This window comes from Williamsia herbipolensis (genome assembly GCF_000964005.1).
GTDB lineage: Bacteria > Actinomycetota > Actinomycetes > Mycobacteriales > Mycobacteriaceae > Williamsia_A > Williamsia_A herbipolensis.
The window spans coordinates 120,825-142,510 of the sequence record NZ_JXYP01000029.1; the positions used below are offsets into that span (position 1 = coordinate 120,825).

Annotated in this window: 19 protein-coding genes and 1 pseudogene; 7 read left to right on the forward strand and 13 right to left on the reverse strand. The window is 67.2% G+C overall.

Annotated elements, in window-relative coordinates; translation table 11 throughout:
* Positions 1-7: 7 nt before the first annotated feature.
* From TU34_RS16200 to TU34_RS16230, 7 genes and pseudogenes are all read right to left on the reverse strand, one after another.
* The gene (locus TU34_RS16200; RefSeq protein WP_045823921.1) at positions 8-808 is read right to left on the reverse strand and encodes an amino acid ABC transporter ATP-binding protein; all 801 of its coding nucleotides are present in this window, start codon (positions 806-808) and stop codon (positions 8-10) included.
* A complete protein-coding gene (locus tag TU34_RS16205) occupies positions 805-1,701 on the reverse strand; it encodes an amino acid ABC transporter permease (RefSeq protein ID WP_045823965.1) in 897 nt (298 codons plus the stop codon). The genes TU34_RS16200 and TU34_RS16205 overlap by 4 nt, the downstream gene beginning before the upstream one ends.
* Positions 1,702-1,892: 191 nt before the next feature.
* A pseudogene (locus TU34_RS16210) lies at positions 1,893-2,690 on the reverse strand (SDR family oxidoreductase).
* A gap of 74 nt (positions 2,691-2,764) precedes the next feature.
* A complete protein-coding gene (locus tag TU34_RS16215) occupies positions 2,765-4,069 on the reverse strand; it encodes an HNH endonuclease signature motif containing protein (RefSeq protein ID WP_052688983.1) in 1,305 nt (434 codons plus the stop codon).
* Positions 4,070-4,271: 202 nt separating this feature from the next.
* On the reverse strand, positions 4,272-4,652 hold the full coding sequence (locus TU34_RS16220; RefSeq protein ID WP_203225480.1) for an HIT family protein: 381 nt from the start codon (positions 4,650-4,652) through the stop codon (positions 4,272-4,274).
* A gap of 184 nt (positions 4,653-4,836) precedes the next feature.
* Complete coding sequence (locus tag TU34_RS16225) at positions 4,837-5,571, reverse strand: GNAT family N-acetyltransferase (RefSeq protein ID WP_045823923.1); 735 nt, start codon at positions 5,569-5,571, stop codon at positions 4,837-4,839.
* A 64-nt stretch (positions 5,572-5,635) separates the two neighbouring features.
* A complete protein-coding gene (locus tag TU34_RS16230) occupies positions 5,636-7,168 on the reverse strand; it encodes a PucR family transcriptional regulator (RefSeq protein ID WP_045823924.1) in 1,533 nt (510 codons plus the stop codon).
* Positions 7,169-7,327: 159 nt separating this feature from the next.
* Here TU34_RS16230 and TU34_RS16235 point away from each other — a divergent pair, with 159 nt between their 5' ends.
* Entirely contained in the window at positions 7,328-8,731 is a 1,404-nt protein-coding gene (locus tag TU34_RS16235) for an aminobutyraldehyde dehydrogenase (protein ID WP_045823925.1), read from the forward strand.
* A gap of 80 nt (positions 8,732-8,811) precedes the next feature.
* Positions 8,812-10,743, forward strand: coding sequence for a primary-amine oxidase (locus TU34_RS16240; RefSeq protein WP_045823926.1), 1,932 nt, complete (start codon positions 8,812-8,814; stop codon positions 10,741-10,743).
* 21 nt (positions 10,744-10,764) lie between these two features.
* On the opposite strand, the gene TU34_RS16245 is transcribed toward TU34_RS16240, so the two are convergent.
* The 6 genes from TU34_RS16245 to TU34_RS16270 all read right to left on the reverse strand — a co-directional run bounded on the left by TU34_RS16245 (position 10,765) and on the right by TU34_RS16270 (position 15,381).
* Positions 10,765-11,373 (reverse strand): TetR/AcrR family transcriptional regulator C-terminal domain-containing protein, encoded by a 609-nt coding sequence (locus TU34_RS16245; protein ID WP_045823927.1) that lies wholly within the window; start codon positions 11,371-11,373, stop codon positions 10,765-10,767.
* Positions 11,374-11,434: 61 nt separating this feature from the next.
* Positions 11,435-12,469 (reverse strand): zinc-dependent alcohol dehydrogenase family protein, encoded by a 1,035-nt coding sequence (locus tag TU34_RS16250; RefSeq protein ID WP_045823928.1) that lies wholly within the window; start codon positions 12,467-12,469, stop codon positions 11,435-11,437.
* The gene (locus TU34_RS16255; RefSeq protein WP_045823929.1) at positions 12,466-12,786 is read right to left on the reverse strand and encodes a carboxymuconolactone decarboxylase family protein; all 321 of its coding nucleotides are present in this window, start codon (positions 12,784-12,786) and stop codon (positions 12,466-12,468) included. Before TU34_RS16255 ends, TU34_RS16250 begins: the two co-directional genes overlap by 4 nt.
* Positions 12,783-13,202: a (R)-mandelonitrile lyase gene (locus tag TU34_RS16260; RefSeq protein ID WP_045823930.1), complete on the reverse strand. Its 420-nt coding sequence runs from the start codon at positions 13,200-13,202 to the stop codon at positions 12,783-12,785. Before TU34_RS16260 ends, TU34_RS16255 begins: the two co-directional genes overlap by 4 nt.
* Before the next feature lie 51 nt (positions 13,203-13,253).
* On the reverse strand, positions 13,254-13,901 hold the full coding sequence (locus TU34_RS16265) for a flavodoxin (RefSeq protein WP_150116571.1): 648 nt from the start codon (positions 13,899-13,901) through the stop codon (positions 13,254-13,256).
* 139 nt (positions 13,902-14,040) lie between these two features.
* Entirely contained in the window at positions 14,041-15,381 is a 1,341-nt protein-coding gene (locus TU34_RS16270) for an MFS transporter (protein WP_238981348.1), read from the reverse strand.
* Positions 15,382-15,522: 141 nt separating this feature from the next.
* On the opposite strand from TU34_RS16270, the gene TU34_RS16275 reads away from it, so the two are divergent.
* The 5 genes from TU34_RS16275 to TU34_RS16295 all read left to right on the forward strand — a co-directional run bounded on the left by TU34_RS16275 (position 15,523) and on the right by TU34_RS16295 (position 21,670).
* The gene (locus tag TU34_RS16275) at positions 15,523-16,407 is read left to right on the forward strand and encodes a helix-turn-helix transcriptional regulator (RefSeq protein WP_045823931.1); all 885 of its coding nucleotides are present in this window, start codon (positions 15,523-15,525) and stop codon (positions 16,405-16,407) included.
* Between the two features lie 57 nt (positions 16,408-16,464).
* Entirely contained in the window at positions 16,465-17,343 is an 879-nt protein-coding gene (locus tag TU34_RS16280; RefSeq protein ID WP_045823932.1) for an aldo/keto reductase, read from the forward strand.
* A gap of 226 nt (positions 17,344-17,569) precedes the next feature.
* On the forward strand, positions 17,570-18,553 hold the full coding sequence (locus TU34_RS16285; protein WP_045823933.1) for an ABC transporter permease: 984 nt from the start codon (positions 17,570-17,572) through the stop codon (positions 18,551-18,553).
* 79 nt (positions 18,554-18,632) lie between these two features.
* Positions 18,633-19,592, forward strand: a complete 960-nt coding sequence (locus tag TU34_RS16290) for an ABC transporter permease (RefSeq protein ID WP_238981349.1) — start codon at positions 18,633-18,635, stop codon at positions 19,590-19,592.
* Positions 19,589-21,670 (forward strand): ABC transporter ATP-binding protein, encoded by a 2,082-nt coding sequence (locus TU34_RS16295; protein ID WP_045823934.1) that lies wholly within the window; start codon positions 19,589-19,591, stop codon positions 21,668-21,670. The genes TU34_RS16290 and TU34_RS16295 overlap by 4 nt, the downstream gene beginning before the upstream one ends.
* Positions 21,671-21,686: the final 16 nt, after the last annotated feature.

Consider the following 21,686-nt stretch of genomic DNA (forward strand, 5'->3'; position numbering starts at 1 on the left):
CGGATGGTCAGAGGACGTGCGAGAGGAAAGTCTTGGTCCGTTCGTGGACGGGATTGTCGAAGACCGCAGCGGGAGAACCCTGTTCGACGACGAGCCCGCCGTCCATGAACACCACCGAGTCGGCGACCTCGCGGGCGAAGCCCACCTCGTGGGTGACGATCACCAGGGTGGCGCCGTCGCGGGCGAGTTGGCGGATGACTTCGAGGACCTCGCCGACGAGTTCGGGGTCGAGCGCCGAAGTCGGTTCGTCGAACAGGATCACCTTGGGTCGCAACGCCAAGGCGCGGGCGATGGCGACGCGCTGCTGCTGGCCACCGGAGAGCCGTCGCGGATAGTCGTGCGCCTTGTCGCCGACGCCGACGCGTTCGAGTAACTCGCGTGCCTCGCGTTCCACCTCGGCGCGGTTACGCTTCTGTGCCGACAGCGGGGCCTCGACGACGTTCTCCAACACGGTCAGGTGCGGGAAGAGATTGAAGTTCTGGAAGACGAAGCCGATCTGGGAGCGCTGCCGCAGGATCTCGCGGGGTTTGAGCTCGTGCAGCCTGCGTCCCCTGAGGCGGTAGCCGACCAGCTCGCCGTCGACGCGGACGACGCCGCTGTCGACCTTCTCGAGGTGGTTCAGCGTGCGGAGCAGCGTCGACTTGCCCGAGCCAGAGGGGCCGAGGATCGCCGTGACCTCCCCGGGGCGCACAGTCAGGTCGACGCCCTTGAGCACCTCGAGCGTTCCGAAGGATTTGTGGACGCCCCTGGCCTCGATGGCGTACCGCGAGTGCTCGATTGCCGCGGTGACGGGTGCAGTAGTGGTCATCGGGTCGCTCCCCGTGGTGAGAGCGGCAGCTCGGCGAGCTTGGCGCGGATCTGTTGGATCGGTGTCAGCGGCACGGTGCGCAATGCGCCTTTGGCGTAGTGCCGTTCGACGTAGAACTGCACGATCGACAGCAGCGAGGTGAGGATGATGTACCAGACGGTGGCGACCATGAGCATCGGTACCACGCGTCCGCTGCGACCGTAGATGACCTGGACCTGGTAGAAGAGCTCGGCGATCGCCATCACGGACACGATCGAGGTGCCCTTGAACAGGGAGATGACTTCGTTGGCCGCATTGGGCAGGATGCCGCGCATGGCCTGCGGGAGAACGATCTCGACGAACTCGCGTCGCTTCGGGATGCCCAGGGCCGCGGCCGCCTCGAGCTGCCCCTGGTCGACCGAGATGATCCCGGCGCGCACGATCTCGGCGGAGTACGCGGCCTGATGCAGCGCGAGGCCGATGATCGCCGCCGTCGACCCACTGATGACGCTGTTCACGTTGAACGTGAAGAACGCAGGACCAAAGGGGATCCCGAGCGACAGGCTTTGGTAGAGGTAGGCGATGTTGAACCAGAACAGCAGCTGCACGATCAGCGGGATGGACCGGAACGCCCAGATGTAGAACCACGAGAGGACCTGTAGCACAGGGTTGTGGGACAGCCGGGCCGCGGCCAGCGCGATCCCGAGGGCGAAACCGATCAGGGTGCCCCAGAACGTGAGCTGGATGGTCAACCACAGGGCGGCGATCACCGACTTCGCGGTGAAGTATTCGCCGAAGGTGCCCCAGTCCCAGCCGGCGTTGGTCGCCAGACCGTGGACGAACTGTGCGGCCAGGATCAGCGTCACGGCACTGATCACCCATCGCCACGGGTGCCAGGTCCGTGCGACGGTCAGTTCTTCTGCCGCGACGGGAAGGTCGTCGTCGTCTGGTGCGGTATCGCGCGAACGCGAAGTGTCACCGGGTATTACAGCGGTCACGTCGTTGTTTCTCCATTCAGGACTGGGGAGAAACGTACGTGCGGACCGGATGCACCGCGATATTTCCAACCACCGCGATTCGAGCGGCGCGGGCGCCGGCCTCGACGTCAGTAGTAGACGGGCCCCGGTACGCCTCCACCGGCCGCGATGGCGTCGCCCGTGATCGCGATGCTGCGCGGCGACGCGAGGAACGCGACGACATCGGCCACCTCGGAAGCGTCGACGACGCGTCGTATCGAGTTAGTCGCCAACTCCGCCTCGAGGTCCGCGAGTGGAACACCCTCGCGCTCCGACCGTTCCGCGAGCCTGGCCTCGAGTCATTCGGTTCTGGTCAGACCCGGATGGACCACGGTGACGTTGACTCCGTGCGGCCCCAGTTCATCGGCGAGGTTCTTGGTCAGCGCGGACACACTCACGTTGCGAATCGTCTGGGCGATCGAGTTCGCCTGCCGCGCGCCGAGTCCACTGATGTTGATGATGCGACCCCACCCCTGCTCGATGAGGTGCGGAGAGACTGCACGTGCGGTGCGCAGGTAGCCGAGGACCTTGATCTCGACCTCTTCGCGCACCACGTCATCGGTGATCGAGTCGAAGTCGGTGGGCTTGCCCGAGCTCCACGGGGTCGCGGCGGAGTTGACGAGGATGTCGACGCCTCCGAGTTCGGCGACGGTTCGTTCCACCAGACGGTCGACCGACTCCTGACCACCCGTGTCGACGGTGATGCCGATGACGCGACCGCCGGTCTGCTCGGTCAGTTCGGTCGCCGCGGCGTCGAGTGCCTCCCGACCACGCGATGCGATCACGACGCTCGCGCCCTCTGCCGCGAGCGTTCGCGCGATGGCCCGACCAATTCCGCGACTTCCACCTGTGACGATCGCTCGCTTACCGTTCAGCTGCAGATCCATGGGTCTCACACTATGGAGTTGTCAATGTTCGTGCCGCTCCCGTGGGTGGGCGGGGCGTTGGTTCAATGACGGCGCTATGCCGCGGTCGGTTCCATCACGGTCAATGTTCTTCTGTTGTAGGCGGGTAGCGGCTTCCGGTGTGGGTCGACGCCGGCGGGTGGGATCAACCAGGGGTGGCGGTCGGTGCCCATGACGATGTCCCAGCCGTCGTGGTGGACCGCGGTGTGACAGGAGCGGCACAGGAGACATCCGTTGTCGACGGCGGTCGGTCCACCATCGGCAAACTGAATGATGTGGTGGACGTCGCACCACGAGGCGGGTGCCCCGCATTTGATGCAGCAGCGGTCGCGCAGGAGCACGACCCTGCGGGCAGCTCCGGTGAACAGCCGCGGCTCGGGTGCCGTCACCGACACTGGCGCGCCGTTGAGGTCAACTCCGACGCCGGTCACCCGAGCGTCGCAGGACAGCAGTTTCGCGGACAGTTCGGTGATCGGCCCCATCCACATCAACGAAGCGGTACCTGCGGTCACGGTCGCAGCGTCGACGTCGGCGTGGACGGGGATGGTCACGAGGATTTCGGTGCGTGGCGCCCCGGACAGGGCGTCGGGACCGAGTCCGCGGGTCCCGACCTCCAGTAGCTGTGCGAACGCGTCGGCGCGGCGGCGTGCGGCCGGTCGTGGATCGTCGGAGCCGTCGGGCTCGGGGCGGGGGCGTGATGCGGTGTCGAGGGCGGTGATCAACCGTTCGGCGGTCAGCGTATCGAGGTCGAATTCGCCGCGCAGGCGCCCGTCGCCACCGGTGTTCCAGCCGAGCTCGTTGAGGGTGGTGTCCTCAGCGGCCGGTATCCGATCCGGGTCGTCGTCGGGATTCTCGGCACGCATCTCGATTGCCGCTGCCCGGGCCCGATCGTTGATCTCGACTGGCGTATTGCCGGCGACTGCGTATCCGATCAGACTGCGTTCCACCTCGCCGATGGCCTCGGAGTCGATCGTCTCACCGGTCCGCCCGACGACATGTGAAACCCCGCGGGCGACAGCATTGAGGTGTTCAGCTGACAGGGTGGCATCGCGACTGTGCCGAGCGAGGCCCGGCAGCACAGCGATGGCACGCCCGAGACGGATCACCCTCGCCGCAACAGCGGGCGCGACACCATTGGCGCACAACAGCTCCCGCAACCTCATGCCGGCGCGTCTGGCAGTACCGACACGTTCGGCCTGATCACTCAGACGTGCGAGCAGGTCGTCGGCGACCGCTCGCAGCGCGACAGCACCCCGGATGCCATCGACGATCAGTTCGTCGACGTCGTCGACAATTGTTTCCCTGCAGCCGAACTGATCGACCAATTCGTTGGCGATCTCGGTCAGTGTCCCCCGACTCATGCCTCTATCGTACACACGTTCGAACAGTGTGCAACCATTAATTTTGATGAATGTTGTTGAGCATGAGTGTATTTCGATTCTTCAGCCCACAGGGCGAGACACGCTACATCCCTCCTCTGACAATACTGGCTACGCAGCAGGAGTTGTCCACAGCCGAGAACCGGCGACCGGACAGCTCGGCCTCGACGGGGACCGCCGAGGATCAGGGGGAATGCGATCGCAGCCGATCACAGAGCGAAACCAGCTCTGCCGCGGTGACCCGCGGACGTTCGGACCACGAATCCACGTCGTTCCATGCAACGGTGTCCGGCGTGCCCCGGGGCAGGACGAAGACATGCTGGTGAAAGTGCGCCACACTACGTCCGGCGATCAGGGAGAAGACGAACTGCGGGTGCAGCTCTCGTTCGAGCGCGCGCGACATGCGCCACGCAGCTCGCGCGACGGCCGCCACCTCCGACTCGACGAGCGGCGGCAGCACGGCTGCGTGCCGTCGCGTCTCGATGGAGAGGTAACCCGGAACGTACAGTCCGTCAGTCGGGGACAGACGATACGTGACCACAACCTGTTCGTCGCTGTGAATCACCGGGCAGCTCAAAGACCCGACACCCCGGTGCTTGTCGCAGATCGCACACTCAGTGGGATCAGAACCGGGAAGCGTCACCGATCTCGATCACTCGCGCCCGCTGCGCACGGTCGCGACGGTATGTGCCCGATCGCATCGGCCACCGACTCGTACACCCCGGAGGCGGCGGCGTTCTCGATCGACGTCATCCGCGCGCACGACCGGCGGGCGTCCGCACCGCCGTGAGCACCGAGCGCTTGCGGAGCGTGAACCCCAGCGACTCGTAGAGACGGATGGCGTCGTGGTTGTCGGCGCGGGCATGAAGGAACGGGATCTCACCGCGCGACCGGATGCCGTGGCCGACGGCCCGGACGAGTCGGGTGCTCAGACCGCGGCGGCGGAACCTCGGATCGGTGCAGACGGCACTGATCTCGGTCCAGCCATGGGGGTGCATGCGTTCACCGGCCAGGGCGACCAGCTGGCCGTCGTGCAGGAATCCGAGGTAGGTGCCCATCTCGATGGTGCGTATCCGGAACGGGCCGGGTTCGGTCCGGGCGACGAGGTCGAGCATCGCGGGCACGTGGTCGCCGGTGAGGACGACGGCCTCGGGGTCGGGCGCGACCTCGAGCCCCGCACCCTCGAGCTGTACCGACCCGAACTCGCCGAGAACCTCCCATCCCGGTGGCGGAACGTACGAACCCCGCAGCGCGACCCGTGTGGACGGGCCGACCAGTGCAGCCAGGTCTGTCCAGTCCTGATCGTCGAACTCGGGCGGGTGCCCCACGAAGGCCGCGACCTCGTCGTCGTATCGGGCGATACGCCCGGACCACTCGGCGAAACGTGCGTGTTCGCCGCGGAGCGATGAGCGGACGGGATCGTCGAGCGGGTGGATCGTCGCGTCGTCGACGATCGTCGTCGCCGGCGCGGCGTCCGCGGTCACCGGATACCCCTGTCCTGCACGATGTCACGCTAGGAACCCCGGTGACCTGTGCCCACCGGTGAGATCAGCGTGATTCTCGTCCGGCGGGCGGTCGGTCACCGCTGAGGAGGATGAGCAGCAGCTCGGCGCGGGTGCGGGCGTCGGCGAGATCGATACCGAGGAGTCCCTCGATCCGGGAGACCCGCTGTCGCAACGTGTGTCGGTGCACACCGATGGCCGCGGCGGCTGACTCCCAGTGGCCGTTGGCCTCGAGGTAGCGGCGCAGCGTGGTGACCAGGTCGGCACCGCCGGCGGCACGCACCTCGAGCAGCGGTCGCAGCCGGATGTCGTGGAGTCCGCGCAGGCCGTCCTGGACACCGTCGATCGCGAGCACCGATCGCGTCGTCACCAGGTCGACCACCTCTCCGTCGACGGCGGCCCGTGCGGCCTGGCGGGCCTGTCCGGTCGATGCGGCGATGTCGCACAGGGCGACCGGGTCACCGAGACCGGCCCGCATCCGCAGACCCGCGGCGAGCGACTGTGCGGTCGCGGTGTCGTCGTCGCCGCGCAGCAGCACCACCACTTCTCGCCCGTCCCTCGTGCAGAACACCGGGCGCCACCTCTGCTCGAGCGCCGACGCGAGCTGACCCACCGCGTCGGCGGCCACCGTCGACGAGCGGAACTCGAACACGACCACCCGTACGAGACCGTCGTCGTCGGCCGCACGCAGGAGCATGGTCTCGGCGGTCGCGGGAAGGGTGTCCCCGCGTATCGCGAACCCCAGGACGTCGGCGTGCAGCTGCGCCCGTTCGGCGGCCACATCACCGGCACCGTTGTGCTGCAGGGTGATCAACGACGACGCGTGGCCGACCAGTACACGCTGCAGATCACCGAGCGGCCGGTCGCCGATCACCGCGAGATGCCCGACCACCGCTCCGCCGGAGCTGATGCGCTGCACGGTGATGGTGTGGTCGTCGGTGATGGTCACACCCGTCGCCGAGGCCGCGCGCGAACGCCAGTGGTCGGGTCCGAGGGCACGGCGCACGTGCGTCATCGCGACCGGATCGGCCGCACGTGGGCGACTGCACACGACGCGGCCGTCGCGGTCGATCACCACCACGGTGTGGTCGAGGGCGGCGGCGAGTTCCCCGGCGAGTGCGGGGACACCACCGGCGATGACGGCCCGCGTCATCGCCGGCTGGCTACGCGCCGCCCGGGTGAACTGCGCGTAGCGATCGTCGGCGACACGGTCGAGCAGGGTGCGCGCGATGGCGGAGAACGGGACGGGCAGGGGCACCTCGAGCACCGGCAGGCCGAGATCGGTGCCGATGTCGACGAGGTCGTCGGGCACGGTGTCGTAGCCGAGCCCGGTCCCGAAACCGATCGCCGCGACACCGGCCTCGGCGAGGCTCGCGAGGTACCGCCGGCGGCCGTCGCGGTCGTCGGGCAGCCGCATCCCCGTGGTCAGCAACAGCTCCCCGCCCGACAACCAGTCGGCGGCGTCGACGAGCTCGGAGGTCAGGGCGCAGTCGATCGGACGGTCGAGGCCGAGGCTGCCGGTGCACGATCGCAGGTCGAGAGCGCGTTGATCGAGGAGCCAGCCGACCGTCGTCGCCATCGGATCACCCCTTCGAACTGCGCGGACACCGTAACGGTACTCCGTTTCGTCCACTCGGGACGGTGGTGTGTGGACAGACTGTCAGGGACACCCCACCACCCACACGGGAAACACTGATCGACAAGCCACCCACCGTCGCCGCAGGAGGCAGCCACCCGTATGACCACACCGACCGTGCTGAGGAACTGGATCAACGGGGAGTACGTCGATGCGACGGGCACCGACGTCATCGACGTGGTGAACCCGATCGACGAATCCGTCGTGGCCCGCTCCCCCATCTCCGGTGCGGCCGATGTCGATGCGGCGATGGCGGCGGCGAAGGCCGCGTTCGCCTCGTGGGGCACCACCACCCCCTCGACGCGGCAGAAGGCGCTGCTGCGCCTCGCCGATGCCATCGAGGCCAACTCCGATCGGATCGTTGCCGCCCAGGCGCGCAACACCGGACAGCCCGACCAGCAGATCGCCGACGAGGAGGTGACCGTCGGCGCCGATCAGATCCGGTTCTTCGCCGGCGCCGCCCGCATGTTGGAGGGCAAGTCGGCGGGGCAGTACATGGAGGGTTTCACCTCCCACGTGCGTCGTGAACCGGTCGGCGTGGTCGGTCAGGTGACGCCGTGGAACTACCCGCTGATGATGGCGCTGTGGAAGATCGGCCCCGCCCTCGCCGCGGGCAACACGATCGTGCTCAAGCCGAGCGACACCACCCCCGAGAGCACGCTGGTGCTCGCCGAGATCACCAAGGGAATCCTCCCCGACGGTGTCCTCAACATCGTCCTGGGCAACGGTGAGACCGGTGCCGCGGTGGTGAGCCATCCGACGCCGGCCATGGTCGCCATCACCGGATCGGTCCGCGCCGGCATCGCCGTCGCGGTGGCCGCAGCGAAGAACCTCAAGCGCGCGCATCTCGAACTCGGCGGCAAGGCGCCCGCGGTGGTGTTCGCCGACGCCGACCTCGAGAAGTCCGTGGCGCCGATCGCCGACGCCGCGTTCTTCAACGCCGGTCAGGACTGCACCGCCGTCACCCGCATCCTGGTGCACGAGTCGATCCACGACGCCTTCGTCGACAAACTCGTCGCCTACACCGCCGATGTCACCGTGCCCCCGCTGAACAACGTCAACCACTTCGGCAAGGTCACCTCGATCCTCGACTCCGTCCCACCCCACGCCACCGTCGCCATCGGCGGCAAACGCAAGGGCGACAAGGGGTTCTTCGTCGAACCGACGGTCATCACCGGCGTCCACCAGGACGACGACCTGGTGCAGCAGGAGACGTTCGGCCCGGTGGTGACGGTGCAGTCGTTCACCGACGAATCGCACGCGATCGACCTCGCCAACGGTGTCGACTACGGCCTGGCCTCGAGCGTGTGGACCACCGACCACGCCACCGCCACCCGCATGTCGGCCGCTCTCGATTTCGGCTGCGTGTGGATCAACTGCCACATCCCGCTGGTCGCCGAGATGCCCCACGGCGGGTTCAAGAACTCCGGCTACGGCAAAGACCTCTCCGGTTACGGCGTGGAGGACTACACGCGCATCAAACATGTGATGAGCTCGGTCGAGTAGGACCGCCCAGAACCCCGCCTGCGCGGTCGTAACCCGGCCGCGCAGGCGTGTTTTCCTCCCACACCAGGAGCAGACCTCTCGTGACGCAGCACCCGCTCGATCCGCTCGACACCGACGAGTTCCGTTCGGTGACAGACATTCTCGCCGCAGCGCACGGCGTGGGACCGGGGTGGCGCTACTGCTCCATCGAGATGGCCGAGCCGAAAAAACCCGAGCTCTCCGCGTTCGAGTCGAACGGCACCGTGCCGCCCCGGCGGGCGCTCGTCACGCTGCTGGAATCGGCACGCAACGCCACGCACAAGGCCGTGGTGTCGCTGACCGACGGCCGCGTCGAATCGTTCGAACACATCCCCGGCGTCCAGGCCAACTTCACCGTCGACGAGTTCGAGGAATGCGATCGCGTCCTGCGCGCCCATCCCGATGTGGTCGCCGCTCTGGCCCGGCGTGGGATCACCGATCTCGACCTGGTGTTCATGGACACCTGGACCTACGGTGCCGCGGTGGCGCCGCCCGAGTACGCCGATCGACGACTCGGCTGGTCGGACACCTGGCTGCGGTCGGAGCCCGGCGCGAACCCGTATGCGCACCCGGTGTCGGGGCTGCACTGCGTGATCGACGTGAACACGATGGAACTGTTGCGTATCGAGGACTCGTTCGACGGACCCGACGGGGCGATCGACCCGCCGGAGGTGATGGGCGAGTACGTACCGTCGCTGATCCCCGAGCGTGTCCGGGCCCAGTCGCGGCGAGAACCCCTGAAACCGTTGGAGATCACCCAGCCCGAGGGGCCGTCGTTCACCCTCGACGGCAACCTGCTGCAGTGGCAGAACTGGTCGTTACGCGTCGGGTTCAACCACCGCGAGGGCATGACGCTGCACACCGTCACCTACCGCGACGGCGACCGCGAACGGTCGGTCGCGCACCGCATGTCGTTCGCGGAGATGATGGTTCCCTACCGCGATCACTGCGAGGACCACTACCGGCGTACCGCGTTCGACATCGGCGAGTGGGGACTGGGGTTCATGACCACGTCCCTGGAACTGGGATGCGACTGCCTCGGCGAGATCCGGTATCTCGATGCGACACTGCACGACAGCGCCGGTGAGCCGTACACGATCACCAACGCGATCTGCATCCACGAAGAGGACGACGCGGTGCTGTGGAAGCACGTCGACCACGACGCCGGCGCCGAGGTGCGACGCATGCGGCGACTCACGGTCAGCTTCCACGTGACCGTCGCGAACTACGAGTACCTGGTCTACTGGCGCTTCTACCAGGACGGCAACATCCAGTGCGAGGTGCGCGCCACGGGGATCATGGTCACCACGCCGATCGCGCCCGGCGCCGAGCACCCGCACGGCACGCTCGTCGACGAGCGCACGTATGCGCCGTTCCACCAACACTTCCTGGTGGCACGTCTCGATCTCGACGTCGACGGCACCGACAACACCGTCGTGATGAGCGAGACCGAGGCCGAGCCGATGGGCCCCGACAACCCCTACGGTCTGTCGCTGGTGCAGCGCAACACTCCGCTGCGCACCGAGCTGCAGGGACGTCAGGACATGAACTGGGCGAGCCAGCGGGCGTGGAAGGTGGTCAACCCCAACACCGTCAACGGCCTGGGCACACATCCGGCCTACAAACTGGTGCCCGGTGACGCGATCCCGGCGATGTTCGACCCGGCCTCGCCCATCTTCGCCCGCGCGGAGGTGATCGGCCACACCCTCTGGGTGACCCCGAACCGAGCCGACGAGCGCTGGCCCGCAGGCGAGTTCGTGAACCAATCGGCCGGCGACACGGGGCTCGGCGCGTGGACGAAGGCCGACCGTCCGATCGAGAACACCGATGTCGTGCTCTGGTACGTGTTCGGCGTCCACCACATCACCCGGCCCGAAGACTGGCCGGTGATGCCCGCCGACACGGTCTCGTTCTGGCTCAAGCCCTTCGGGTTCTTCGACCGCAACCCCTCGCTCGACGTGGCCCCGTCACCGGGCGGTCACTGCCACGGTTGAGATCCGGGTCGCGGCCGGTGGTCAACTGCCCGCGGCGAGCTGCGACCATCCCGCGATGAGCACGCCGAGACCGGCGTCGAAGGCGCGGTCGGCCCGATCGGGTGTGTTCGCGTGTGCGAGCACCTCCGCGAAGTCGCGGTCGGTGGTCGCCTCGATCGACCAGACCTCCTGCGGTGCAGCCAGATCCAGTGCCGACCCCAGGACAAAGGCGTCGAGGGTGGTGATGGCATCGAGCGCCTGCTGCGACGTCATGCCGCCACGGCGGAACGCGTGGGCCAGGGATTCGTACATCGCCACCGCGGTGTGGGAACGGACCGTGTGCGCGGTCAGCAACGGGATCAGGCGGGGGTGCGCCGCGTAGGCGTCACGGTACGACCGGGCGATCGCCGCGACGGTGGAGGTCCACTCGACCTCGGCCGACGGCTCCACCAACACCGCGGACATCGCCCGCTCGCGAAGGAGTTCCACGATCTCGCCGCGCCCACCGACGTGGTTGTACAGCGACGACGGTCGCACCTTCAACGCCGCGGCGATGCCCGGCATCGTGAAGTCGCCCGCGGTGTCGACTGCGCGCAGCGCGGTGTCGACGATGAGGTCCACCGACAGCAGGGGGCGACTCGGGCGGGGCACGACGCCAGCTTATGCCGCTGTGTGCGCGTCCCGGACACGGCGCAGGAGGTGAGATCGGAGGTCAGGGCGTGACGATGACCTTGAGTGCCTCACGGTCGGCCATCTGCTGGTAGCCGGTCGGGACGTCGTCGAGTCCCATGCTCACGTCGAAGACCTTGCCGGGCTCGACCTTTCCGTCGAGCACATCGGGCATGAGCTCCTCGATGTAGGCGCGCGCCGGTGCGACACCGCCGGTGAGCGTGATGTTGTTCATGAAGAACTGGCTGCCTGCCGTCACCTTGTCGTACTGCGGGACACCGACGCGGCTGACCGTGCCACCGGAGCGGACCGCGCCGAGCGCCATGTCCATCGCGGCCTCGTGCCCGACGCATTCGAGCACCTTGCGGGTGCCGTCGCCGCCGGTGAGTTCGCGGACCTTCTCGATGCCCTCGTCGCCCCGTTCGGCGACGACATCGGTGGCGCCGAACTCACGGCCGAGGTCGGTGCGCGCGGTGTGCCGCCCCATCAGGATGATCTGCTCGGCACCGAGCCGCTTGGCGGCGAGGACCGCCGACAGGCCGACCGCGCCGTCACCGATCACGGTGACCGTGTCACCCTCGGAGACACCCGCGGTGACCGCGCAGTGGTGGCCGGTGGAGAACACATCCGACAGCGTCAGCAGCGACGGCAGCAGCGCCGAGTCCTCACCGACAGGGAGTTTCACCAGCGTGCCCTGGGCCTGCGGGACGCGAACCGCCTCGCCCTGACCGCCGTCGACGCCGTTCATGCCCCAGCCCCCGCCGTGGCGACACGAGGTCTGCAGCCCCTCGGCACAGAAGTCGCACGTGTTGTCGGCCCAGACGAACGGGGCGACGACCAGGTCGCCCTTCGCCAGTCCGTCGACCTCCGACCCGATGTCCTCGATGACGCCGAGGAACTCGTGCCCGATGCGGGCGCCCTCGTCGGACGCCTCTTTCGACCCGTAGGGCCAGAGATCGCTGCCGCAGATGCACGAGCGGACGACGCGCACCACGGCGTCGGTGGGATCCTTCAGCTCCGGGTCGGGGACGTTCTCGATGCGGATGTCGCCCTTGCCGTAGATCAGTGTCGCCTTCATGCGTCTTCTCCAAACACCTTCTTGGCGACCGTGATCGCCGACATTGCACGCGGCCAGCCGGCGTAGAACGCCAGGTGGGTGATGGTCTCGACGATTTCTTCGCGCGTGACCCCGTTGTCGAGCGCCCGCTGGATGTGTCCCGGCAGTTGCTCCGTGTGCCCACCACTGATGAGAGCGGTGACAGTCACCAGACTACGGTCGCGTTTGTTGAGCTCCGGACGTTCCCAGATGTCACCGAAGACGAGGTCGTCGGTGAGCGCGACCATCTTGGGTGAGAAGTCGCCGATGAGTTGTTGTGCCGGGCTGGGTTCGGTCATGCCCGTTCTCCTTTCGTTCCGGGGTACTCGTCGTCGGTGACGGGATCACCCCAGGTGGTCTCGGGACCGTCCTGGCCTTCGGCGAGGCTCTCCCACATCGCGAGATGGGTCATGAAGCGGTCCGGGGTCGCTCCGTGCCAGTGCCACTCACCGGGTGGGGTGTACACGGTGTCGCCGGGATGCATCTCGATGACCTCGCCGCCACGGGACTGCACCAGGCCGACGCCTTCGGTGACGTGCAGGGTCTGGCCGTTGGCGTGGCAGTGCCAGGCGGTGCGGGCGCACGGCGCGAAGTGCACCGCGTTGACGCGCAGCTGCGAGGGCGGTTCACCCGCCGCGATGACGTCGAAGTAGACGTCGCCGGTGAACATCTCGGACGGTCCCTTGGTGGACGGCGTCGCCGGGATGAGCTTCATGGTCGATCTCCTGTCGTTGTGGTGGTCGTTCCGCGGATGTGTGAGCCGTGGTCACTGCAGGCCGCTGGTGCGCAGCCATCTCTCCACGGCCGGTGCGCTGTCGCGCACCTCTTCACCCTGAACCGCCAGGCCGTCTCCCATCTCCGCTCCGGGACAGGATTGTCGGTAGACGGCGGGCACGCCGCTGAGTCCACTCACCGCGTGCGTCGTGACCGGGTGGATCGTCTTCCCGGTGAAGTCCAGGGCCTCGGTGAACGTGCGCATGATCATCGGCGCCGAGCTGTTCCACACCGGGGAGGCGAGGATGACGGCGTCGTATCCGTCGAGTGAGGTCAGCGGATCGGACAGCGCGGGACGCACCCCGTCTTGCTGCTCACGCCTGTTCTGCTCGACGGTCTCCTCGTAGTCGAACGGGTAGGGCGTCGACGGCTCGATCCGGTGCACGGTGCATCGCAGGCGTTGGCTGATCATTCCTGCGAGCACCTCGGTGTTGCCGACGTCGAGCACGGTGCGACCCCCGTAGGAATAGTTCTCACCGGGGCGGGAGAAGTAGGCCAGCAACACGCGCGGTTGCCCTCCCGGACGCACCGTGCTGGTTGCCGGCGCGGATTCCGATGGACCCGAACAACCGGCGGTCGCCCCGGCAAGAGCGGTGGCCGCGACGACCACCGCGCCACGCATGGCGACGCGTCGTGACATCAGCGGGCTCCCCCTGTGTTCGTCCGGAAGGTTCATCGCGGAACCGCGTTCGCGTCGGCGCGGGTCCGCACCCGCTCGGCGGGGACGATGACGACGAGGACCACGATCACGGCGAAGGCGAGAATCACGCTGCCGCCCGTCAGTGCGGTTGCGGCACGCTCGGTGGCCGCGGCGGCGCCGCTGCTGCCGACCCCGGCGTTCGCGGAGATGGCGACGAGCACGCCGAGGCCCAGGGCCATGCCGAGTTGGTGGGCGGTGTTGAGCAGACCGGACGCGGCACCGGCGTCCGCCGACGAGACGCCGACGAGACGTCGGCGATCCCGGCGTTGGTCAGCGGCGCGAACACGAAACCCTGGCCGGCGCCGATCAGGAGCATCGGCAACGCGACTGCCGTGAGATAGCTGTCACCGACGGATATCGTGCTGAGCCACACCATCCCGACCAGTGTCCCCACCGTGCCGATCACCAGGAGAGCGGAATCGGAGATGCGTGCGTTCATTCTCGGGACTGCCATGGCCACAGCGAAGTTGACGAGCGTCATCGGCAAGAACCCGAGGCCTGCCTGGAACGGGGTGAAGCCGAGGCCGTCCTGCATGTACTGGGTCGTGAAGTAGAAGAAACCGATCATCGCGCCCAGGTACAGCAACCGCGTCGCGTAGGCGCCACTGCGGACACGGCTCGCGAACAGTCGCAGCGGCATGATCGGCGCTGCGACACGGGACTCGTTCATCACGAGGCCGATGAGGACGACGACCCCGACGACGAGTGAGGTGATGACTTTGCCGCTGCCCCAGCCTGACTCACCGGATTCGATGATCCCGAAGACGACCGCGCCCACACCGAGGGTCGCAGCGAGCGCGCCGACGACGTCGAACTGTCCGCGCTGACGCGGCGATTCGGTCAGCACGGTCCGCGCTGCGACGATCATCGCGATGGCGATCGGGACGTTGACCAGGAACGCCGCGCGCCACGAGATCCACTCCGTCAATGCGCCACCGATGAGGAGTCCCGCGCTCGCGCCGATCCCCGCCGCGGCGGCATACCAGGCCACGGCACGCTTGCGCGCCGCGCCGTCGAAGTAGGTGGTGATCAGTGCCAACGACGTCGGGGCGACGATCGCGGCACCGATTCCCTGCACCGCGCGACCGGCGATCATCCACGATCCCGACGGCGCCAACCCGATGAGCAGCGACGCCGACCCGAAGACGGCCAGCCCGACGACGAAGAGACGACGTCGTCCGACGATGTCGCCGACCCGCGCGGCGAGGAGCAGCAGGCCACCGAACACCAGGGTGTAGGCGTCCTGCACCCACGACAGTGCTGTCGGTGACAGGTCCAGTCCCGCTCTGATGCTCGGTAGGCCGGTGAAGATGACCGAGTTGTCGAGCAGGACCATGAAGTAGCTGATCAGGACGATTGCGAGGATGGCGGCAGGTCTCGCGATGGTCGCCGGGGGTGGCGAGTACGTCGTGGTGGTCATGTCGGGAGGTGGGCGGAGTCGGTGGGCACGGAGTGGGGCATGCACACAGTCGACCCCGTCGCTCACCTGCGCGGGAGTCACTGTCAATCCAGGTACTGACAGACCCTCCCCGCGGCGCGCGGACGCTCTTACAGTCGAGTCATGAGCACCGACGATCTGCGTATCGAGATTCGAGAGTTCCTCAGCTCGCGTCGCGCCCGGGTCACCCCGGAAGAGGCCGGGCTGCCCGCCTATGGCGGCAATCGTCGGGTGAAAGGACTGCGACGCGAGGAGGTCGCCATGCTCGCGGGCGTGTCGGTCGACTACTACATCCGCATGGAGCGAGGCTCTCTGTCCGGCGCGTCGGACGGGGTTCTCGACTCCCTCGCAAGTGCTTTGAGACTCGACGACGCCGAACGTGATCATCTGTTCGCGCTCGCCCACCGCGCACCGGCCGGTCCGACCCGGCGCAGACGTGCACCCTCGACGACCGTGCGTCCGGTGCTGCAGCAGGTCCTCGACGCCGTCACCGACGCACCCGCGTGGATTCGCAACGGCCGTCACGACATCCTGGCCATGAACGACCTCGCGCGGGCGTTGTACTCGCCGGTGTTGGCCGACCCCCGACGGCCGGCGAACACCACCCGGTTCGTGTACCTGCACCCCGAGGCCGCGCGAGACTTCTTCGTCGACTACGACCAGATCACCCGCGATGCCGCGGCGATGCTCCGACTCGAGGCCGGCAAGAACCCGCACGACAAGGCGCTCATCGAGCTGGTGGGTGAGTTGTCCACCCAGAGTGAGCTGTTCCGCAGACACTGGGCGTCGCAGGACGTCCGGTTCCACCGCAGCGGCCGTAAACGACTGAACCATCCGGTGGTCGGGCAACTCGATCTGGATTTCGAGGCCATGGAGCTGCCGTCTGAGCCGGGACTGCAGCTCAACATCTACACGGCGGCGGTGGGCACTCCGACCGCCGACGCCATCCGACTGCTGGCGTCGTGGGCCGCCAGCCAGGAACACATCCCCAGCGAGCGACACGCCTGACCGGCGCGCAACGCACATCGTTCGCCGGTCGGCGAACGCACCCATGGAAAGGACGACATGACCACCATCGAACTCAACAACGGGGTCGAGATCCCAGCTCTGGGACTGGGCGTGTTCCAGTCGAGTCCGGAAGACACCAGAACGGCTGTTGCGCATGCACTGTCGGCCGGCTATCGCCACATCGACACCGCGGCAGCGTATGCGAACGAGCGCGAGGTCGGCGAGGCCCTGCGCGCTTCGGACCTGGAACGCGGTGACGTGTTCGTCGAGACCAAGGTCTGGATCAGCGACTTCGGTTACGAGGAGACACTGCACGCATTCGACAAGAGCGCCGGCAAGCTCGGCCTCGAGCAACTCGACCTGCTCATCCTGCACCAGGCGCTGCCGTCGGAGTTCGAGCGCACGCTGGAGGCGTACCGAGCACTGGAAACCCTGTTGGCAGAGGGGAAGGTGCGTGCGATCGGCGTCAGCAACTTCATGGTGTCCCACCTCGAGCAGCTCCTGGATGTCGCGACCGTCGTGCCCGCGGTGAACCAGATCGAGGTGCACCCCTACTTCCAGCAATCCGCCGTCCAGGACTTCGGGAGGGCGCACGGGATCGTCACGCAGGCCTGGTCACCCATCGGCGGCATCACCTTCTATCGCGACGGTGAACACACCAGCACGCTCGACGATCCGGTGATCGGCGACATCGCCGCCACGTACTCCAAGAGCCCGGCACAGATCATGCTGCGCTGGCACATCGACCAGGGACGGCAGGTGATCCCCAAGTCGGTCACCCCGACCCGGATCGACGAGAACCTCGACGTCTTCGACTTCACGCTGACCCCAGACGAACTCGCGGCCATCGATGCTCTCGACACCGGTGTCCGCGGCGGACCGGAACCCGACGCCGTCACCCTCGAGGCATTCGGACGCGACATCCCCGAGGCCTGAAGCCCAGACCTCAGAGAATAGCTGCGTCACAGTCGGCGGCCGGGGAGCAGACCCGGCCGTCGACTGATTCGTTCAAATGAACGACTGATTCAGGTTTCGTGCAGTCGGCGTGAAAGTGAACGCAGCAAAATCGTTCGCGAAACACACAAGAAACACCTTTGGGTGCATAGTTATCTGAGCAACCGCACGCATCGCGAATGCCATGACCCGAAGGGCCTCACAGACGTTGATCGGCTATCTGCTGCGCAAGATCCTGGGCTGGGTCGCGCTGATCATCGTGGCCACCAATCTGGTCTTCTTCCTCGCCAGCGCGCTCCTCGAGCCGCGATCGAACTATCTCGCGCGACGTCCGCCGCTGCCCGAGGCTGTCGTCGATTCGACGCTCGATCGGTACAACCTGAACGACAAGGTGTCGATCTTCGAGCGGTGGTACCACTGGATCTCGGGCATCGTGGTGCACTGGGACTGGGGACAGTCGCCGGTGGGCGATTCGGTGAACGGCCAGATCGGGTTTCGTGCTTGGACCAGCTTCCAGCTGGTCATCGGCGCGACACTGCTGATGACCATCATCGGGGTCGGCCTCGGGGTCTACGCCGCAGTCCGCCAGTACCGCCTCTCTGACCGACTGCTCCAGGTCACCTCGTCGTTCGCCCTGGTGGTCCCCGTCCCGGTCGTCGCTCTGGCACTGGTCATCCTGGCGATCTCGATCAACGAGTCGGCCGGCTCCACCATCTTCTTCGTGACGGGATCGTCCGGCGTCGGCGTGACCGGCTTCTGGTCGGTGGCGATCGACAAGGTTCAACATCTGATCCTGCCGTCGTTGGTTCTGATCATCACCGGATATGCGGGAACGCAGATCTTGCAGCGCAGCTTGCTCCTCGACACCCTGAACAGCGATTACGTGCGGCTTGCGCGCGCGAAGGGCCTCACCCGCGGGGTCGCCGTCCGTCGGCACGCACTCCGAACATCTCTCATCCCGGTGGCGACCAGCGTCGCGTTCGCCGTGCCTGCCGCGTTCACCGGCGCGGTGCTCACCGAATCGATCTTCGCCTGGAACGGTATGGGCAAGTACTTCGTCGACACCATCGCCAAGAACGATGTCTACGGTGTGGTCGCCACCGCGGCCTTCGGCGCCGCCCTCACTGCTGTGGGCGCCATCCTGTCGGACTTCCTCCTCGTCTACCTCGATCCCAGGATTCGGCTGAACTGATGACTCGGAAAACCTCATGACACTTCCCGACAACACATCTCCGAGCACCAGCGGCTCGCTGGCCAATGCCGTTCCTGCCGTGGGAAACCCGGTCGGCGTGGAGACCACTGCCCTGGCCATCGAGGGGGCGGGTACCGACCGGAGCTCCGGCCGGGGCGCGGTGATCACCCGCCGATTCGCGCGGAACGGGACGGCGATCGTCGGACTGACCATCCTGGTCGCGCTGATCGCGTTCGCTCTGCTGGGATCGCTGTTCACCTCCTATGACTACAAGACGCCGGACTTCGCCGCCCTCGGCGTGTCTCCCGGTGGCGAGCATCTGCTGGGCACCAACGACGCGGGAGTCGACCTCTACGCCTCCTTGGTCCACGGCCTGCAACGCTCCCTGGTGATCGCATTCGCCGTCGCGTTCGGGACCACGATCATCGCCACCGTCATCGGTACTGTCGCCGCGTACACCGGCGGTTGGGTCGAGCGGATCACGTTGCAGTCCATCCATTTCCTGCTCGTGGTGCCGTCGCTGCTGATCATCGCGCTCGTCGCGAACCGGTACGGCGGGGACTGGAAGGCACTGATCGTGGTGCTCATCATCTTCGGATGGCCCTTTCAGGCCCGCGTCACATGGTCTCTGGCGCAGTCGGTGAGCGAGATGGACTACGTGCGCGCCGGAAAGTTCCTGGGGCTCGGTCCGCTCCGGATCTCGTTGCGCCACATCATCCCGAACATGTCGTCGCTCATCATCGTCTCGACGGTTCTCGGTGTGGTCACCGTGGTGCTCACCGAGACGTCGCTGTCGTTCCTCGGATTCGGCGTGAAGATCCCGGACGTGACGCTGGGGTCACTCATCTCCGACGGCCAGTCCACGATCACCTCGTCACCATGGCTGTTCTGGTATCCCGCTGCGGTGCTCACACTGCTCACCATGTCGTTGTCGCTCATCGGTGACGGCCTGCGCGACGCATTTGACCCGGGATCGGCGGGCGGGCGACGGAAACGGCGCGCCCGCACCCTCCGTCGCGAGAAGGCAGCGCACGCATGACCGCCGGCGATCCGATTCTCTCGCTCACCGATCTACGAGTGTCGTTCCCCACCGAGTCCGGGGTCCTCGACGCGGTGCGCGGACTGGATCTGACCATCTCCGCCGGTCGCTGCACCGCGATCGTCGGCGAGTCCGGGTCGGGCAAGTCGGTGACGTCTCTGGCGGTCATGGGGCTGCTCCCCGACACCGCGGAGGTCACCGGTTCGATCCGCTTCGCCGGCACCGAACTCGCCGGTCTCGACGACCGCGCGATGTCGACCATCCGCGGGTCCGAGATGTCGATGATCTTCCAGGATCCGCTGACCGCGCTCACGCCCGTCTACACGATCGGCGATCAGATCGTCGAGGCGCTGCGCGCGCACTCGTCGACACCGAAAGCGCAGGCCCGCATCCGCGCCGCCGAGCTGCTGGAGTTGGTGGGGATCCCCGACCCTGCGCGCCGGATGACGTCGTTCCCCCATGAGTTGTCCGGCGGGATGCGCCAACGCGTGGTCATCGCGATCGCCATCGCGAACGACCCGAAACTCATCATCGCCGACGAGCCGACCACTGCGCTCGACGTCACCATCCAGGCACAGGTCATCGACCTGCTCGCGACCATCCGACGCGAGACCGGTGCCGCGTTGCTGCTGATCACCCACGACCTGGGTCTGGTCGCCGGGACGGCCGACGATGTGGCGGTGATGTACGCGGGTCGGGTCGTCGAACGGGCGAGCGCGACAGACCTGTACGCCGGGCCTCGGATGCCTTACACCGCAGGTCTACTCGCATCGATCCCGCGCATCGACCGCGATCAGACGGGGCCGTTGGTACCGATCCCCGGCCAGCCTCCGGTACTGATCGACGTCGCCGATGCCTGCCCCTTCGCACCGCGGTGCCCGGCCGTCGAGACTGCCTGCACCACCACCGAACCAGCGCTCGTCGAGATCGGCACCGACCATCTCGCCGCATGCCACCGATCCGCCGAGATCTCCGGCGCCGGCCTCATCGACGGGTCCGCGATCTTCGCCGCGGACACACCCGGTGAGAAGATCTCCGATGCCGAGGTGTCGGATGCGGCACGCGATGTCGTGTTGAGTGTGCGCGGGCTGACCCGCGAATTCCCCATCCTCACCGGACTGTTGCGCCGTCGGATCGGATCGGTCTACGCCGTCGACGGTCTCGACTTCGACGTCCACCGGGGCGAGACGATGGCGATCGTCGGTGAATCGGGTTCGGGCAAGACGACCACGTTGCTCGAGATCCTGCGGGCCGAGCCGGGCACCACCGGGACCGTCGAGATCGGTGGCACTGACTTCTCGACGCTGTCGCGTCGCGCGCTGCGGACGGCACGCAAGGCCGTCCAGATCGTGTTCCAGGACCCCATGGGATCACTGAACCCCCGGATGACGGTGCGCGACATCATCGCCGAGCCGCTGCGGGCCTACCGGGACGCGACGTCGGACCTCGACGCCCGGGTGTCGGAGCTGATGCGCCTCGTGGGTCTCGACCCCGCCCACGCCGCACGCTTCCCGGCCGCGTTCTCCGGCGGGCAGCGCCAGCGCATCGGGATAGCACGTGCACTCGCGGTCAATCCCACACTCGTGGTGCTCGACGAGCCGGTGTCGGCACTCGACGTGTCGATCCAGGCCTCGATCATCAATCTCCTCGACCGACTCAAGCGCGAGATCGGCGTGGCCTACCTGTTCGTCGCGCACGACCTGTCGGTGGTGCGGCATCTCTCCGATCGCGTAGCGGTGATGTATCTGGGGAAGTTCGTCGAGATCGGCACCGTCGCCGACATCTTCGATCGACCCACCCATCCGTACACGCGGGCGCTGCTCTCGGCGATCCCCATCCCGGACCCTGCGCTCGAGCGCACACGCGAGCGGGTGGTGCTGACCGGAGAACTCCCCAGCCCGAGTGCACGGCCCGGGGGTTGCTCGTTCCACAACCGGTGTCCCCTGCGGCCCACACTGCCCGAACGCGACCAGAAGACCTGCATCAGTGAGGTTCCGGTGCTGCGGTCGGTCGACGCAGGGTCCGCCCACCAGCACGCCTGCCACTTCGCGGACACGGTCGTCCCCGTCCGTTCCTGATGCCCGCCAGCTCGTG

Bases quoted from the DNA above. Each gene is read 5' to 3' on its own strand.
- TU34_RS16200 (WP_045823921.1), bottom strand. From the start codon at position 808: ATGACCACTACTGCACCCGTCACCGCGGCAATCGAGCACTCGCGGTAC.
- TU34_RS16270 (WP_238981348.1), bottom strand. From the start codon at position 15,381: ATGACCACCACGACGTACTCGCCACCCCCGGCGACCATCGCGAGACCT.
- TU34_RS16250 (WP_045823928.1), bottom strand. From the start codon at position 12,469: ATGAAGGCGACACTGATCTACGGCAAGGGCGACATCCGCATCGAGAAC.
- TU34_RS16215 (WP_052688983.1), bottom strand. From the start codon at position 4,069: ATGAGTCGGGGGACACTGACCGAGATCGCCAACGAATTGGTCGATCAG.
- TU34_RS16260 (WP_045823930.1), bottom strand. From the start codon at position 13,202: ATGAAGCTCATCCCGGCGACGCCGTCCACCAAGGGACCGTCCGAGATG.
- TU34_RS16265 (WP_150116571.1), bottom strand. From the start codon at position 13,901: ATGTCACGACGCGTCGCCATGCGTGGCGCGGTGGTCGTCGCGGCCACC.
- TU34_RS16235 (WP_045823925.1), top strand. From the start codon at position 7,328: ATGACCACACCGACCGTGCTGAGGAACTGGATCAACGGGGAGTACGTC.
- TU34_RS16230 (WP_045823924.1), bottom strand. From the start codon at position 7,168: ATGGCGACGACGGTCGGCTGGCTCCTCGATCAACGCGCTCTCGACCTG.
- TU34_RS16255 (WP_045823929.1), bottom strand. From the start codon at position 12,786: ATGACCGAACCCAGCCCGGCACAACAACTCATCGGCGACTTCTCACCC.
- TU34_RS16295 (WP_045823934.1), top strand. From the start codon at position 19,589: ATGACCGCCGGCGATCCGATTCTCTCGCTCACCGATCTACGAGTGTCG.
- TU34_RS16275 (WP_045823931.1), top strand. From the start codon at position 15,523: ATGAGCACCGACGATCTGCGTATCGAGATTCGAGAGTTCCTCAGCTCG.
- TU34_RS16280 (WP_045823932.1), top strand. From the start codon at position 16,465: ATGACCACCATCGAACTCAACAACGGGGTCGAGATCCCAGCTCTGGGA.